12 protein-coding genes and 1 pseudogene are annotated in these 13,893 nt (G+C 64.1%); 3 read left to right on the plus strand and 10 right to left on the minus strand.

Annotated elements, in window-relative coordinates:
• Positions 1 to 7: 7 nt before the first annotated feature.
• The 8 genes from TTER_RS15885 to TTER_RS12450 form a co-directional block, all read right to left on the minus strand.
• A complete protein-coding gene (locus tag TTER_RS15885; RefSeq protein WP_012876391.1) occupies positions 8 to 175 on the minus strand; it encodes a hypothetical protein in 168 nt (55 codons plus the stop codon).
• Positions 176 to 572: 397 nt separating this feature from the next.
• Positions 573 to 2,996 (minus strand): GH116 family glycosyl-hydrolase, encoded by a 2,424-nt coding sequence (locus tag TTER_RS12420; RefSeq protein ID WP_012876392.1) that lies wholly within the window; start codon positions 2,994 to 2,996, stop codon positions 573 to 575.
• Positions 2,997 to 3,018: 22 nt separating this feature from the next.
• Positions 3,019 to 3,723: a WD40/YVTN/BNR-like repeat-containing protein gene (locus tag TTER_RS12425; protein ID WP_148212015.1), complete on the minus strand. Its 705-nt coding sequence runs from the start codon at positions 3,721 to 3,723 to the stop codon at positions 3,019 to 3,021.
• Positions 3,724 to 3,904: 181 nt separating this feature from the next.
• Positions 3,905 to 5,512, minus strand: coding sequence for a TCP-1/cpn60 chaperonin family protein (locus TTER_RS12430; RefSeq protein ID WP_012876394.1), 1,608 nt, complete (start codon positions 5,510 to 5,512; stop codon positions 3,905 to 3,907).
• Between the two features lie 5 nt (positions 5,513 to 5,517).
• On the minus strand, positions 5,518 to 6,633 hold the full coding sequence (locus TTER_RS12435) for a GTP-binding protein (protein WP_012876395.1): 1,116 nt from the start codon (positions 6,631 to 6,633) through the stop codon (positions 5,518 to 5,520).
• Positions 6,630 to 7,310, minus strand: coding sequence for a hypothetical protein (locus tag TTER_RS12440; protein WP_012876396.1), 681 nt, complete (start codon positions 7,308 to 7,310; stop codon positions 6,630 to 6,632). The genes TTER_RS12435 and TTER_RS12440 overlap by 4 nt, the downstream gene beginning before the upstream one ends.
• Entirely contained in the window at positions 7,307 to 8,404 is a 1,098-nt protein-coding gene (locus tag TTER_RS15065; protein ID WP_012876397.1) for an ABC transporter permease, read from the minus strand. The genes TTER_RS12440 and TTER_RS15065 overlap by 4 nt, the downstream gene beginning before the upstream one ends.
• Positions 8,405 to 8,434: 30 nt before the next feature.
• Positions 8,435 to 9,889, minus strand: coding sequence for an ABC transporter substrate-binding protein (locus TTER_RS12450; RefSeq protein WP_012876398.1), 1,455 nt, complete (start codon positions 9,887 to 9,889; stop codon positions 8,435 to 8,437).
• A gap of 202 nt (positions 9,890 to 10,091) precedes the next feature.
• Between TTER_RS12450 and TTER_RS12455 the strand changes: the two genes are divergently transcribed.
• The 3 genes and pseudogenes from TTER_RS12455 to TTER_RS15890 all read left to right on the plus strand — a co-directional run bounded on the left by TTER_RS12455 (position 10,092) and on the right by TTER_RS15890 (position 13,228).
• Positions 10,092 to 11,114 (plus strand): LacI family DNA-binding transcriptional regulator, encoded by a 1,023-nt coding sequence (locus TTER_RS12455; RefSeq protein ID WP_012876399.1) that lies wholly within the window; start codon positions 10,092 to 10,094, stop codon positions 11,112 to 11,114.
• 17 nt (positions 11,115 to 11,131) lie between these two features.
• Positions 11,132 to 12,562: pseudogene (locus TTER_RS12460) on the plus strand (L-fucose/L-arabinose isomerase family protein).
• 489 nt (positions 12,563 to 13,051) lie between these two features.
• Positions 13,052 to 13,228: a hypothetical protein gene (locus TTER_RS15890; protein WP_169302700.1), complete on the plus strand. Its 177-nt coding sequence runs from the start codon at positions 13,052 to 13,054 to the stop codon at positions 13,226 to 13,228.
• A 134-nt stretch (positions 13,229 to 13,362) separates the two neighbouring features.
• Here TTER_RS15890 and TTER_RS12470 read toward each other — a convergent pair whose 3' ends face one another.
• Positions 13,363 to 13,677, minus strand: coding sequence for a Gfo/Idh/MocA family protein (locus tag TTER_RS12470; RefSeq protein ID WP_041425297.1), 315 nt, complete (start codon positions 13,675 to 13,677; stop codon positions 13,363 to 13,365).
• Between the two features lie 23 nt (positions 13,678 to 13,700).
• The gene (locus TTER_RS15895) at positions 13,701 to 13,853 is read right to left on the minus strand and encodes a hypothetical protein (protein ID WP_012876400.1); all 153 of its coding nucleotides are present in this window, start codon (positions 13,851 to 13,853) and stop codon (positions 13,701 to 13,703) included.
• Positions 13,854 to 13,893: the final 40 nt, after the last annotated feature.

Consider the following 13,893-nt stretch of genomic DNA (forward strand, 5'->3'; position numbering starts at 1 on the left):
CCAAAAGCTAGTGGTAGGGAGATCCAGAAAGTACATGCAAGGTACATTCTACGAGGTAGCCCACGACCCCTCCCTCAGCCGACGCCAGCGCAGCAGCCCGCTCGTGATCAGTAGCAGCCCCTCCTTCCACGTTCAATCGAACACCACTTGGCCTCACACCATTACTCGTCCTCAAATAGCATCTCCATGGGCGCAGCGTCGCCAGCAGGAGGATTTTCGGGCACGAGCTCCCAGATGGCACCTCGCATGTGCACGTGTTATGTTGAGCATCTCGTGCCTGGATCTTCTGTAGGCCCCGTTTGACAGCCCATAGCTCGCCTAAGGCAGTAACTTGTGCTCGAGGCGCTACAGAGGGTTGGCCTGAGGGGGTGATCGTCAGGTACGAACTGTGCTCGCCAGCAACCTGGTAACAACATGTGACTAAGCGCGGGGGAAGTCCAGCTCCCATCACTCATCATAAGTCCGAGGTGAGCATGGAACCACCCCTCTCGCCAGCCCGGGATAGTTAGTAGGCGCCGCAGTGCTGCTCTGGATGGGCTACCAACCCCCAGTGCGCTCCTGCCGTGATGGTGTCAGCTCAAGGTCCACTCCTTGCCGCAGGCCCGTACGCGCACGCCCCGCAGGTCGCCCCATAGCACCTTCACCTCGGGCACCCACTGGCCGGTCTCGGCATCTAGCCGCTGGGTGTAGGTGCCCCATCCCAGCCCCGTGGACCAGAAGCAGGTGAAGACTCCTTCCTCCGCGGAAGCAGCCGTTACGGGACGAAAGGTCATCTCGCGCCTGGCCACATCGCAGGTGAAACCGCTGAGGGCGAGCAGGAGGGCCCAGCTGGCCATGGACCTGGCGTAGTGGTGACCACATTCCACCTCGTCCCAAGGGTTTCTACGCCGGCCATCGTGACGGCCCCGCACGGCGCCCACTATTTGCAGGCCCTCCTCCAGCAACCCCTCGTAGATCATGTGGGCGGCCACCTGGTACTCGCTGCCGGTGAACACCTCGTCGGAGTACGGGAAGGGGAACGTGGGCTGGCCACCTCGTGGCCATGTGCACATCAGCAGTCCTGCCTCATCGTTGAGAGCAAACGTCCTCTGGCAGTTGACGTGCTCGCTCAGATCAGCCCGGAAGTTGTAGCGCCATATCGAGCGGAGGGCTTGACGCACATGCTCCTCGGGTACGAGATATCCCATCCCCAGGACATGCGCCTGCAACTGCCCTAGTAGCTGGTCAGCCAGGCAGCCCTTTCCGTGCTGGTATGGCCAGGCATCCTCATCACCCAGCTGTTCGTAGTACTCGCCGTTCCAGAGCAGCTCGTCCAGGCGATGACTACCCCGCTCGAACACCTCTCGGCAGCGCCGTGCCAGATTCGCCTCCCCCAACACCTCCGCGAGCTCTTCCACCGCCCGGAGGGCGGCCAGGTAGTACAGCCCACACAGCGGGTTGGGGCCGTAGAACTCTACGTCGTAGGTGTTGTGCTGACGCCCATCAAGCACGCCGTCGCCATCGCCATCCCACTGCGCGCTGGCGTACGCCAGCGCGCTCTTCACCCCTGGCCAGACTCGCCGCAGCCACTCCATGTCGCCGCTCAATCGCCACTCGCGCAGCACCCTTAGGATGCTGCCCATCTGCCCGTCGGCCGCGGCCTCCGGTTGCTGGGACCCCCAGGGCCACACAAACTGCTCTCCGAACGTCCGGTACGTCCTAAAAGCCATCCAGCCACGCTCATCCGTCTCCACTTCGAATTCTATCCGTCGCATCTCCCTCTCCAGTGATGGGAAGAGGAACGCCAGGGTGTGGGCGTAGCTCCACACGTGCGTACAGCTACCCTCACAGCATCCCCTGTCGTCAAAGCAACCCTCCCACGCCAAGAACCTCCCGTCCTCCAGCCAGAAACAGGTATTGCTCCGCAGGGGCACGATGTTGGCCGATAGCGCCTCCAGCACGCAGTCGGGCAACGTGCTCTCAAACAGGGCGTCATGGAACAGTTTGGTGCCCTGTTCGAGCCTGGCCAGGTGCGTAAAGACGTAGCCGGCCACATCCCAGGAGCTAGCGAAGCGGGAGGCGTAGTGGTTGCGGACGATCTCCCCAGCCTCCTCCCGCCAACTGTGGGGGCGATTCGGGAAGTACCAGGTAAGCACGAAGCGGTAGGTGTGGGTCTCCCCTGGTGCCAGCTCGTCCCTCAGCCCTAGAGAGCAGGTGTCGGTCTTGCCAGGCTCCGAGGGGGACTCGTAGCCCAGGTCCTCCAGCCGCCCATCCTCGCTGAGGTCCTGCCAGAACTCGCGCAGGTAATCCCACCAAGCCCCGCGCAGCCACGCCCGCTTGTAGGTGATCACGGGATGATCGGTCGCCAGCGTCATGTCGCCATAGCGCAGATCATCCGACGGCAGTGTCGTCGAACGCAGCCACAGCCCTCTGTACACCTCCGACTCCCTGTACTCGTTCTGGTTGCCGCCCGCCCCGCGGTAGTTGCCGAAGCGGTCGAAGGTCACCCCTCCCACCGGATTGGTGAGCGAGCCCACCAGCGTGAGCGCCACCACCTCGTCCGAGGTGTTCTCCACGGTGTAGCTGAGGATCGCGCAGGGGATGCCGGAATCCTCCGGGCACAGAGGGATCAGAGGGGTGTACGCCTCCAGGCTCACCCGTACCGGCAACGCTGGGTCTGCCAGCTCCACCCATGCCAGCGGGTACTCGCCTCGGAAGCGACTGTGCCGGCACCGGGGAAGCCCAGCCCCGGTCGACGGGTGGTAGCCGTGCGAGCCATCGTGGGGCGGTTGGATCGGCCCCTCCAAGACCCTCGTCACACATCTGCCCGATGCCGTCCTAGTCCACAGGGCAAAGAAGGTATTGGGCAGGCGGTTGCCCTTGGCAGGACGATTGCATATCTCCCAGTCCCTGAGATCCCCCCTAGCCCCCAGCGAGACGTTGCCTGTGCCTATCCCACCAAGCGGGAACGCCAGCGCCGTCGCCTCCGGCCCGTACTCCCTAGTGTACCTGCTCACTTCCATCCCTCCCACAGACACGTTATAGATATGTTATGTCGATCTCCCCGGTGGACAGCCCGCAGAGGATCGGTGCGCCCGGCCGGAGCCCCGAGGGCGCGCACAGCGCCGTCACGAACCGCTCATCCCCCCATTCCCCGAGCACGTCCCAGCTGTCGCCGCTGTCCCCCGACACAAGCAGCTGTGTCCCGCGCGCGACCAGCAGGCACCTCCCTCCCGGGCCGAGCGTGCAGGCGTTGATCGGTCCGCCTCCTGGCGGGAGGGGTACCGCTCGCCAGGAGTGGCCGCCGTCGGTGCTGGCCCATAACCAGCCCGCCTCGGTCCCGGCGAGCAGCGGTGGTGGGCCTCCGTCGGGCCCAGCGGCCAGGCACAGCACGGCGCCAGCACAGGGCCACGCGGCCGCACAACGCCAGGGACCTTCCAGGCCGGCCACGAACACCCCGCCCCCTTCGGTGCCCGCCAGGAAGAGCACTCGCTCATCTTGGACGCACACCTCGAGGGACAGCACCCGCCAGTCCAGTAGGCCGAAGTTCCTCGGCGTCCAGCTGCCGAGGTCCTCGGTCCAGTAGACGCCCTCGTGCGCGGTGGCCACGACCACTAGAGGTTGCCCCACGCGCTCCCAGCTGGCGATCGCCGTCACTATCGTGTCCGCCGCCACGGGAGGGTAGTCCTTCCAGCTGACCCCACCATCGCTCGTTGCCAGCACCTTACTGCCAACAGATGCCACGAGACCGCCGGGGCCCAGCCAAGAGACCGCCGTCACCGGCTGCGGACTCGGGCACACTAGCGCCCAGCTCTGGCCGCCGTCCTGCGACAGCCTGATGCCGTCGCTGCAGGCTGCCGCCAGCCTGCCGTCCTCGCTGTAGCTTGGGGATGCTGCGACCTTGAACACCACTCCGACACACTCCCTACGGCACCACGGAAACCTGGGGTCTGGTGGGCCTGACCAGGGCGCAGATCGCCACGGCGTCCGCGGCCGCGCCCACTGCGATCTGCAGCGCCGTGCGCTGGACCGGCAGGGGGTCCAGCACGCTGGCCTCCCACATGTCGACGCTCTTGCCGACGCGCATGTCCACCCCAATGTCGCCCGACTCCGCGGCCATCACGGCCAGCGTCGGGCCGGGCTCCAGGCCGGCGCTCTGAACTATGTGGTGGCACGGCGATCGTAGGGCGCGCGCCATCGCCCGACAGATCGCACGCCGTGACTCCTCCCCCTCCAGGTCGCCCAGGGCCCACAGGTGATGCGCACACCGTAGGAGCGCCACCCCACCGCCGGGCAGGACGCCGGACTCCAGCGCCAGCTGCGCGGCCCGGATCGCCTTGCGAGCGCGCCCCTTCCTCAGGTCGATCTCCCCCGCATGCCCTCCCACCATGATGGCCCCGCTACAGCCCGTGAGCCGCCCCAGCCTCCACCTGTACCGCTCCCTATCCTCAGGCTCCTTGCTGGAGCCGAGGCGTCCAGCCAGCCAGTCGACGTGAGCGCACAGCTGGCGCACATCTCCCCTCCCACCCAACACCCCGAAGCCATCTCGGTCGACTCGACATCGGCGCGCCCGACCAAGGTCCGTCGCTGTCAGGCCACGCAGCGTGGCACCGGTGACCCGCAGCAAGGGCCTGCCTCCTGTCAGGTGTGCAAGATCCCACAACGCGTCCATCTGCTCCTGCGACGTGCCCCCCGGCGTACGCGCCACGACCGTCGGTAGTCCCTCTCCCTGCTCAGCTGCCAAAAGCCACGGAAGCGCCTCCTCGGTCACCTCGTTTGCCAGGAGCACGAGGCTATGCGCCCCCAGCTGTCGCGCCGCCACTACCGCAGGCGCCAGATCCTTGGGATCGCGTACCTCGAGGTCGGTAAGAGCTATGGCCGGCTCAGCTAGCTCCGCACCCCCAGGAGCTTCGATCCTAGGGAGCAACAGCCCGCTGCCCCGCCAGTGGCTCCCCTGCAGGAGCTGGAGTTTATCCCTTGCGCCGTAGCCCGACAGCACCTCCAGGGCGGCCCTGGGCCCCAGCACGCGGAGGGCCTCGGCGACCAGCTCGGCCAAGCCGCGATCGCGACAAGCCGTCTCGCTGATCCCCACCAGTTGCCGCTGCCCATCTAGGGGTCGTGCCATCCTCTCCAGGTAGCTACACACGCTGGGCAGGTAGGACCTCATGGCCTCGGCCAACCGCTGGGGATCGTGCCCGGCCCGGACCAACCGGTGGACCTCCAGCAGGATGGTGCCGAACACCACGACGGCCGTGGCCGCCCCGTCTCCCACAGCCTGTGCTACCCGCCACGCCACGTGCCTAACGTACATAGCCCCCATGTTCTCCCAAGGATCCGGTAAGGCCACCACCGCCCGGGTCACGTCCGCCGCATCCTCCAGCACCCTGTAACCCCGATCGTCGATGGGCGACCGAACCAGCACCTGCCCCCCACCCGGTCCCAAGGTGAGCGCTACCAGCGACAGCATCTGCTCCACCCCACGGATAAAGGCAGCACTAGCTGCCTCTCCCAGCAGGACACCTCCCGACGTCACCTGCCTTACCCCTCAGTAGGCTTAGTGGAGCGGTAGATCGGGAGCACTGACCTGCCGGCCACATCTAGGCGATAGGTGGGTCGCGGGGGTGAGGGCGCAAAGCACTCCACGGCCTCTACAACTAGCTTGGCGCCCGAGGCCGCCGACGCCGCGGCGAGCGTCTGCTGGGCGATCTTGGCCAGCAGATCGGGCTCGAGGCCGACACGGGCGTTGAGGACGAAGCGGCTAGCTGCTACCTCGTGCGCGCCCGGTGAGCTGTCCCATTGCACCTCTGGAAGCGCATCCAGCAGGCTCGCCCTGTATTGCGCCTCAGCCACCTGCAGGTACAACTTGAGGTGCCCCACAGGCGCCCCCCTCTTCTGGGCCGCTTGCCCGATCGACGTCAGCACCCGCTCCGCCCACCCCTTGAGCTTGTATGGGCCATCGGCGCTGAGGCTCCCGGAGCAGTTGAGCCACCCCAGAGCGGCCTCCGCGGCCGCGTAGCGATCGTAATCCAGGGCGAGATCGCGATCGGCGGCGGTTGTTCCTCCGAGCACGAGCTCGAGCCAGGCATCCACGCTCTCTCCCGTTAGGGCCGAGATGGGCACGCATCGGCTCGCCGGATGGGCGGCTCTCACCTCCCTGAGTACCTCCGGCGCCCTGTAACTCAGCAGGTCGACCTTGTTGATCACCAGCAGCTCAGCCTCCTCAAGCTGCTGCTGGTAGAGGTAGCGGATGTGCTCGGGCAACTTCGAGCTGTCTTTGGTTGGATCTATCAGGACGCTTAGGGGAGCCACCTCTAAACCTGGATGCATCCGCAGGAGGGGGCGAACCACCGTTGCCAGCAGGTCGGTGCAGCTGCCCACGGGCTCGGCCAGCACCACCTGACACCCGAGGGTGAGCTCAGCATGCAGGGCGTTCAGGAGCTCGTCGAAGCGGCAGCAGAAACACCCGCCCGTGACCTCCATCACCGGGACCGACGCCCCTCGCGCCAGCGCTGTGTCCACCAGCTGAGTCCCCTGGTCGTTCGTCACCACCCCCACCTTGAGCCCCCGCCGCTCAAGCTGCCGTGCCGCCCTCAGCAGCAACGTCGTCTTCCCCGCACCCAGGAATCCTCCGACCAGCACGACCCGTCCGCTCATGTGCCACCTCCCATCTCAGCTTCCAGACTGCGCAGGCAAACCACGAGGCTAAACATGCCGTAAACCCCTGGTAGAAAGAACATCAACCCCGAGCTCACCAGCAACAGCAGCACACAGCACCCTACGCAGAGGCTCAGCAGCCCGAGGGTGTACACCACGTGCCGCGAGGCCAACGCCATGGCACCCACGACGGCACGGCGCCACGGCCAGCCCTGGAGGACCAGCAGTGGGAAGCCGTAGGATGCCAGGCACCAAGCTAGGCAGACGCCCACGATGTCCGCCGCCAGCCCCACCCAAGCGATCCCCGCCACCTCCGGTCCCGAGAGCGCTGGCAGCGTCACCAGGAGGGCACACAAGGGGAAGGCGCACACCGCACCCAGCCCGGACGCACGCGCCCACAGCCGCCACGGCCCGGGCACGCACGCTTCGTAGCGGCAGAGCCTGGCCTCGCTCCACAGCAGAAGGGCCCAAGCTGGCGCCACCAGCAGGACCAGCAACGGCAGGCATAGCCACACCCAGCCCCACCAGAGCGTGAGCCACGCGGGCAGCGTGCCCAGCGTGAACGCGAGGCTGAGCACGGCTACACCGGGCAAGTGGTCCCACAGCTCCACGAGCGCCTCGTGCCACCAGGATGTGGGTTGGGGTGCCCAGATCTTATCAGTCCTGAGAGCCTTCATCCCTTCATCCCCGAGAACGCTATCCCCCTGATGATGAACCGTTGCGCCAGCAGAAACACCACCAGGATCGGTAGGATGGACAGCATGATGCCCGCGAGCACGTGCGCTCGGTTGCCCATCCCCATGTATCCCTGCAGCGTGACGATCGCGATCGGCAGGGTGAACTTGTCCCAGGACCGCAAGAAGATCAGGGGGCCGAAGAAATTGTTCCAGGATCCCAGGAAGGTAAATATGCCCAGCGCCGAGAGCGCTGGGCCCACAAGCGGCAGCATTATCTGGAAGAATATCCGGAAGAATGAGGCTCCATCGATCTTGGCCGCGTCCATCAGCTCCTGCGGTAGCGTCATGAAGTGCTGGCGCAGCAGGAACACGATGGAGATAACCGTTGCGAAGAACGCCGTCGGGGTGATCAGGGGTAGGGTGATGTGGCGCACCAGCTGTAGGCGATTGGCACCATCCACCTTCGCTGCCTCGTACAGCTCGTCGGGAATGCCCTGCAACCCGGCCAGGTACAGCACCATTAGGTAGCCACAACTCTTCCACACATCGTACAGGATAACCGAGACCAGCGCCAGGTGAGGATCGGTTAGCCACGGTAGAGGGGCCAGACCCAGCTGCTGCAGGATGTAGTTCAGCACTCCTCTATCCTGTGACAGGATGAACCTCCACACCAACGCAAGCGACGCGGTAGTGGTCAGGACGGGAAAGAACAGCGCCGTTCGCAGCAGATAGCGCAGGAAGGCCGGCATCGCCCGATTGACCCCCATAGCTAGCAGGAGCCCGAGCACCTGGTTGAGGAAGGTAGCGCCCACCACGATCTGCAGGCTGTTCCAGTACACCGTACGCAGCCTGCGATCGCCAAGCAGCTGCTGCAGGTTCTCCAGGCCCGCCCACCTGGGCGGCGTGAGCAGGTCGTAGTGGGCAAAGACTAGCGCGAAAGACGCCAGGATGGGGATCACGAGGAAGATAGCCAGCGCCGCGATGGCGGGTGCAATCAGCACGTAGGCCGAGCCCCACTCCTGGGCCCTTGCGCGGCCAACTCCAAACAGGGACAGCTTCCTGACACCCATCGCATCCAGCTGTCGTGCGCGCACTTGGCTCCTCCTAATCACCTTGCGGCCACCCTACTGCGCCCGCGCTTCCTGGCATGGGCAGGTCCGCGTCGTGCTGGCTGCGAACACTCTCCAGCTGCGCGATTCCTCCTTCAGCTTGTCCATCTCAGCCTGCAGCTCCTGGTGTGCCAGCTTAACCGCCTCCTGCACGGTCTTCTGACCGTTCCAAATGGTGGAGTAGTGGCGGTCCAGGATCGGCTCGATGATGTTGAAGTTAGGCGGCGATGGCACGGTCCTGGCGTAGTCGAGCGACTCGTAGAAGATCTCGGTGTTCTCCGGTCCGTACTCCCTGAAGGCCGGCTCCTCCGCGACCGACCGCAGCGCCGGGATGTTGCCCCCCAGCTCCACCATGGCGCGAGAGGCCGTCTTCCCGGAGAGCACCTTCACCGCCTTCCAGGCCTCGTTGGGGTGCTGGCTCATAGTGGCGATGCCCCAGCCGTCCGTCCCCACAACCGTCTTGTAGGGGCCAGACTTATGGGGTTGATACTGGAGGTCGTAGGAGGTGAACTTCTCGGCCAGGGAGGCGCCTATGCACCAGCGGCCGCAGGTGCGCATCACTAGGTGGCCAGCATGGAACTGCGCATTCTCATCCCAGCCGGCTGGGTTCGGCGCCACCCTGTGCTTGCGGATGAGGTCGACGAGGAACTGCAGGGTCTCGGCGACCTTGGGGTCGAGCATGTTGGAGTCTTGCCAATCGTCCGTGAGCGAGGAGGTGTCGTTGTTGAAGTACCAAGCGCACATCCCGAACATGCCCGCTCCCCAGAAGGAGTACGCATAGCGATCCTTGGCGGTGCCGCGGACATTGGCCACCTGCTTGCATACCCCGAGGAAGTCGTTCCAAGTCCAGTCCGGGCTGGGCGGCTTGAGCCCCTCCTCTTGAAAGATCTTCGTGTTGTAGTAGATCACCATGTTGTTCCAAGAGAACGGGAACTCCATCTGCTTGCCTTCGTACTGCATCATCTCCCGGAGGGTCTTGTGGATGTCGTTGTGCAAGGTGTCATAGGCCTCCGAATCCGCCTGGATGAACTCGTCCAGCGGCCGCAGGACACGCTTGGAGCTCAGGAGGGCGAGCCCCTCTATGGCGATCATGATGACGTCGAGCTGTTCCCCCCCAGCGATCTGCGTGATGATCTTGTCCGCGTAGGCCGACCACCCACCCTGGATGGAGGTCTGCGTCACCTTCAGCCTGATGTCCGGGTATCGCTCCTGCGCCTCCTTGAGGGCCGTCTTCCAAGTGTTGATCGGCATCTGTGAGGTGGCGATGATGGTGATCGCCCCCTCCTTGGGAGGTTGCTCCACCACCGCCTGTGTGGGGCTGGCCCCCGGCGTGCCCTGCGCTGAGCCCGGCCCCATCTGCCGTCCACCACACGCCGCGAGGGCGAGGCTGGCTGCCGCTCCGGCTGCGAGCCTCAGCATCTGTCTACGGCTCATCACCGCCCCATTTTGGAAAAGTCCCTCGTCCTGCATCTGTCTCCTCCTGCACCAGCTGCTGTTAGTACGCATGGAACGCTCGTAAGCTGATGATATTACGCATTTCAAATAAAGTCAATAGTAATTTCAAATAAATTTCATACAAATTAGCCTAATATTCAGTTAAAACAGTTTGAATTTAGGCTTTGATCCTTGTATAGTTGTACGCAGCAGGAATGAATCGCGTGGGGGGAGAGGGTTGAAGAAGTCTGCGACTTTGAGAGACGTAGCCGAGGCGGCCAACGTGTCCATGGGCACGGCCTCGCTGGTGCTGAACGGGAAGAGGGGCGTAGCCGCTGCTACCCGGGAGCGGGTGCTGGAGGCGGCACGCAGGCTCGGCTACCGGGCCTCCCCTCGCCGCAGCTTGCGCACCCCCCACGACATAGTGGTACTGGTTGAGCGTACCCCCCTCAGCCCGAGCTCAGATCCGTTCAACAAACCTATACTGCAGGGCATGGAGACCGTCGCGCGGGGCAGGGGGTATCGACTCATACTGGAGTTCGTCGAGCAGGGCGAGCCGCCCAGCCTGGATCGCTGGACGCAGGATGGTGTAACCGGGCTAGTGATACTAGGAGGTGGGGATCTGGACGAGGACTGGATCCGGGCCGCGCTGGCGACGGGTCTGCCCCTCGTGATGGTAGATCACTACGTGCCTGGCTTGGAGGTGCCCACGGTCGTGCCCGACAACTTCGGAGGCGCCTACGCCATGACCAAGCACCTCTTGGAGCAGGGCCACAGACGCATCGGGTTCGTCCGTGGCCCATCCAAGTACTGGACGCTGGGAGAGCGGTTGGCTGGCTACCTGCTCGCCATGCAGCAGGCTGGCCTGGCGCCACCCCCCGAGCTCATCCCCCCCAGGGTGTCGCACGGCGAGGAGAAAGGGTACGGAGAGACGCTGATGCTGCTGGACCTTGAGGAGCCGCCGACCGCGATCTTCGCCGTCAGCGATAAGACGGCTATAGGGGTTTACCGAGCCTTGAATGAGCGTGGCATATCCGTGCCCGGGCAGATCTCGGTGGTGGGCTTCGACGATATCGAGCTGGCTAGGACGGTCAGCCCACCCCTAACCACCGTCAGAGTGCCCTGCGAGGAGATGGGCAGGGTCGCCCTTGAGCGCCTGCTGGCGCTGATCGAGAGCGGCGACTGGAGGGAGGATAATATGCGGTGGACGCTGCCGACACGGGTGATCCCGCGCAGCTCGGTAAGGAGGCTGGGCAGTTAGCATGCTAGGAGGCTGAGGTGGCAGAGAGAAGGAGACCCAAGGTAGGTGTGCTGACGTTCAGCGACGGTCGGGAGTACGCCCACGCTCCTCAGGTGGAGGAGAACCTGAGGTTTCAGGCAAGGTTGACCGGCGCGCTGGCGGGCATGGGACTGTAGGTCGTGGCAGGCGATCTTGTGTGGAGTAACGAGACCGCCCGCAGCCAGGCACGCCGGCTGGCGGAGGCGGGTGTGGAGTGCACTATCTTCAACTACGCCGTGTGGGCCTTTCCACAGTTCAGCGTAGTGGCCAGCCACTTTGCCCCACGCCCGATCCTACTGCTCGGCCAGATCAACCCCTCCAAACCAGGCATGGTCGCGCTCCTGGCCGCGGCAGGAGCGCTCGAGCAGATCGGCGTGGTCCCCACGAGGGTGTTCGGGGACGTCCAGGACGAGCAGGTGTCTCGCCAGCTGTTGGCAGCCATCCGCGCTGCCCATGCCCTGCATGCCCTGCGCGGGGAGACCTATGGGTTGATCGGCGGTCGCTCGATCGGCATCAACACCGCCGTTAGCAACACCGACCAATGGGCCAAGCTCTTCGGCGTGGACGTAGAGCACATCGACCAGTACGAGCTCGTGGTGCGCAGCGAGCGCTTGCTCGCCGATGCCTCCCAAAGGATAACCAGTGCCAGGGAGTGGCTTGAGTCCAAGGTGGCCAAGGTGCACTACGATGGGCGGCAGCTGACTCCGCAGCTGCTCGAGCGGCAGATAGCCGCCTACTACGCCTGCCTCGAGCTCATTGAGCAGCGTGATCTGGACTTCTTGGGCATTAAGGGACAGCCCGAGCTCACCGAGAGGTTCGCCACGATGGACGTGGCCGAGGCTTTCTTGAACGATCCTTACGACTGGGACGGCCCGAAGGAGCCGGTGGTGTGCGCCACGGAGGCCGACATGGACGGCGCGCTCACTATGGAGGTGCTCAAGCATATAGCTGGCAGTCCCGTGCTGTTTGCGGACGTTCGCCACTACTACAGCGACCTAGGCATTGTCGATCTCGTCAACTCAGGACAGCATCCTACATACTTCGCGGGCCACACCAGCGATCTAGAGGTCAACCTCAGGCAAGTGGAACTCAGGCCACAGGGCTTCTACTTCCCAGCCGGCGGTGCGTCGGTGTTCCATCTAGCGGCTCCGGGCCGCGTGACGCTGGCCAGGCTGAGCCGGTTAGACGGGTCCTACCGCATGCACATCCTGCGGGCCGAGTTCGTGCGCTTTGATGAGCAGTTGGAGCAACGCATCGTGCGCGAGGTGCAGCCGAATTGGCCCCACGCCTTCGCATCCTTGGAATGTAGAGTGGAGCGGTTTCTGGAGGAGTTCCCGACAAACCACATCCATGCTGTCTACGGCGACTATGTGCCCGAGCTGATGAAGTGGTGCGAGTACGCTGGCATCGAGCCGGTGTTGTTGGAGTAGTGCCCAGGGAATGCGGGCACATCCAGCTCAGGGGTGTCCTAGCAAGGCTGGACGGCACGACGCCAGCGCAGGCGAAACATGCCTTGCCGGCTGCCCAAGCGGCATCCAGACCATAGGGGACGCTGTGCGCGGCAGTTTGTTGGCTCGCGATCCTCTACAGCCTCGCTCTCAGTCGGTATGGATCACGAGATCGACGAAGTCACGCGCTGGTAAGGGGAGTAACCACCGCCCTCATCTGCCCGAAGGGCTGGCCACAGAGATGTTGTGTCTGCGCCATAAGCTTAAGGTGTGGCGGGTCACGGGACCACCTTCAAAACCCCCCATCTGCAGAGCATGGCCCGATCGGCGCGATGTGCTTGAGGAGGTGCGGCACATGCCCGAGGGTTCCCAGAGACGTGGCGCTCTGCGTTACCTCCGGTTACAGACGGGTCCAGGGGCGAGAGGCGCACGGGCAGCTGTCTCAGCGACTCGGGCACCCAGCAGCCGCTAATGAGATGCAAGATCATCCCCGCTGTGGATCCAGCGGCCTTCCAAGGCATGGTCGCAACCGCCCGTACTAGCTCATCGCCTAACGGCCGCCGGAGGACATCCTCGATGGCGAGGCATAGATCAATAGCGCACCTGGATCCTTGTCCCGAGACGCAGGGACTCACGTACGGCATCTAGCACCTGCATGTCCGCAAGGCATGTACGTCCCGAGGCTATAGGCTCCCTCCCCAGCAGGATACACTCGGCGAAGTGGGTCACCTCTGCCATGTAGTTATAGAAATGTGGTAATCCTTCCGGTTGCACCTCATGCACTAGCCGCTCAGCAGTGTGCCTCCGTCCTGTAACCACCGTTCCATGATAACTCTTCCCTGTACCGCCTGGGTGATGTGCCCCTCAATGGTGAGGCGTCCATGGGAGCCTTCAAGCTCAATCAAGGAAGAGAGATAGGTGAATCCTGCTTCAATAACACCAGGAGTACCGTCTTGTAACAGGAAGGTAAAGACCAACGAATCACAGTCGGTAAGGCCATGCAGCTGCCGAACCGTGCCCATGGCAGCCACCGACTGGAGGCGTTGCCCCGTGAGGTTACGTACGGAGAATATAGGGTAAACCCCAACGTCCATCATGGGCCCTCCTCCATGTTGGGGATTCAGCCGCCGGCAGCCGTAGTCCAGTCATTGCCTATCCTCACTTCTCCTAGAAGTCCTGAGACTCCAGGCCCATCCGAAGGGACCGCTACAGCCTTCCCACCTATATCATTTCCTCGCTCGCTACTTGATCCACTTACAGCACCTACAACCACCTCGCCTCCCAGGAGGTCATTCCCAATCTGAGGATGGCAG

The organism is Thermobaculum terrenum ATCC BAA-798 (genome assembly GCF_000025005.1).
GTDB classification, from domain to species: Bacteria; Chloroflexota; Chloroflexia; order Thermobaculales; family Thermobaculaceae; genus Thermobaculum; species Thermobaculum terrenum.

Coding starts and splice junctions, on each gene's coding strand:
- TTER_RS12435 (WP_012876395.1), bottom strand. CDS start 6,633: ATGAGCGGACGGGTCGTGCTGGTCGGAGGATTCCTGGGTGCGGGGAAG.
- TTER_RS15890 (WP_169302700.1), top strand. CDS start 13,052: ATGAGATGCAAGATCATCCCCGCTGTGGATCCAGCGGCCTTCCAAGGC.
- TTER_RS12470 (WP_041425297.1), bottom strand. CDS start 13,677: ATGATGGACGTTGGGGTTTACCCTATATTCTCCGTACGTAACCTCACG.
- TTER_RS12440 (WP_012876396.1), bottom strand. CDS start 7,310: ATGAAGGCTCTCAGGACTGATAAGATCTGGGCACCCCAACCCACATCC.
- TTER_RS12450 (WP_012876398.1), bottom strand. CDS start 9,889: ATGCAGGACGAGGGACTTTTCCAAAATGGGGCGGTGATGAGCCGTAGA.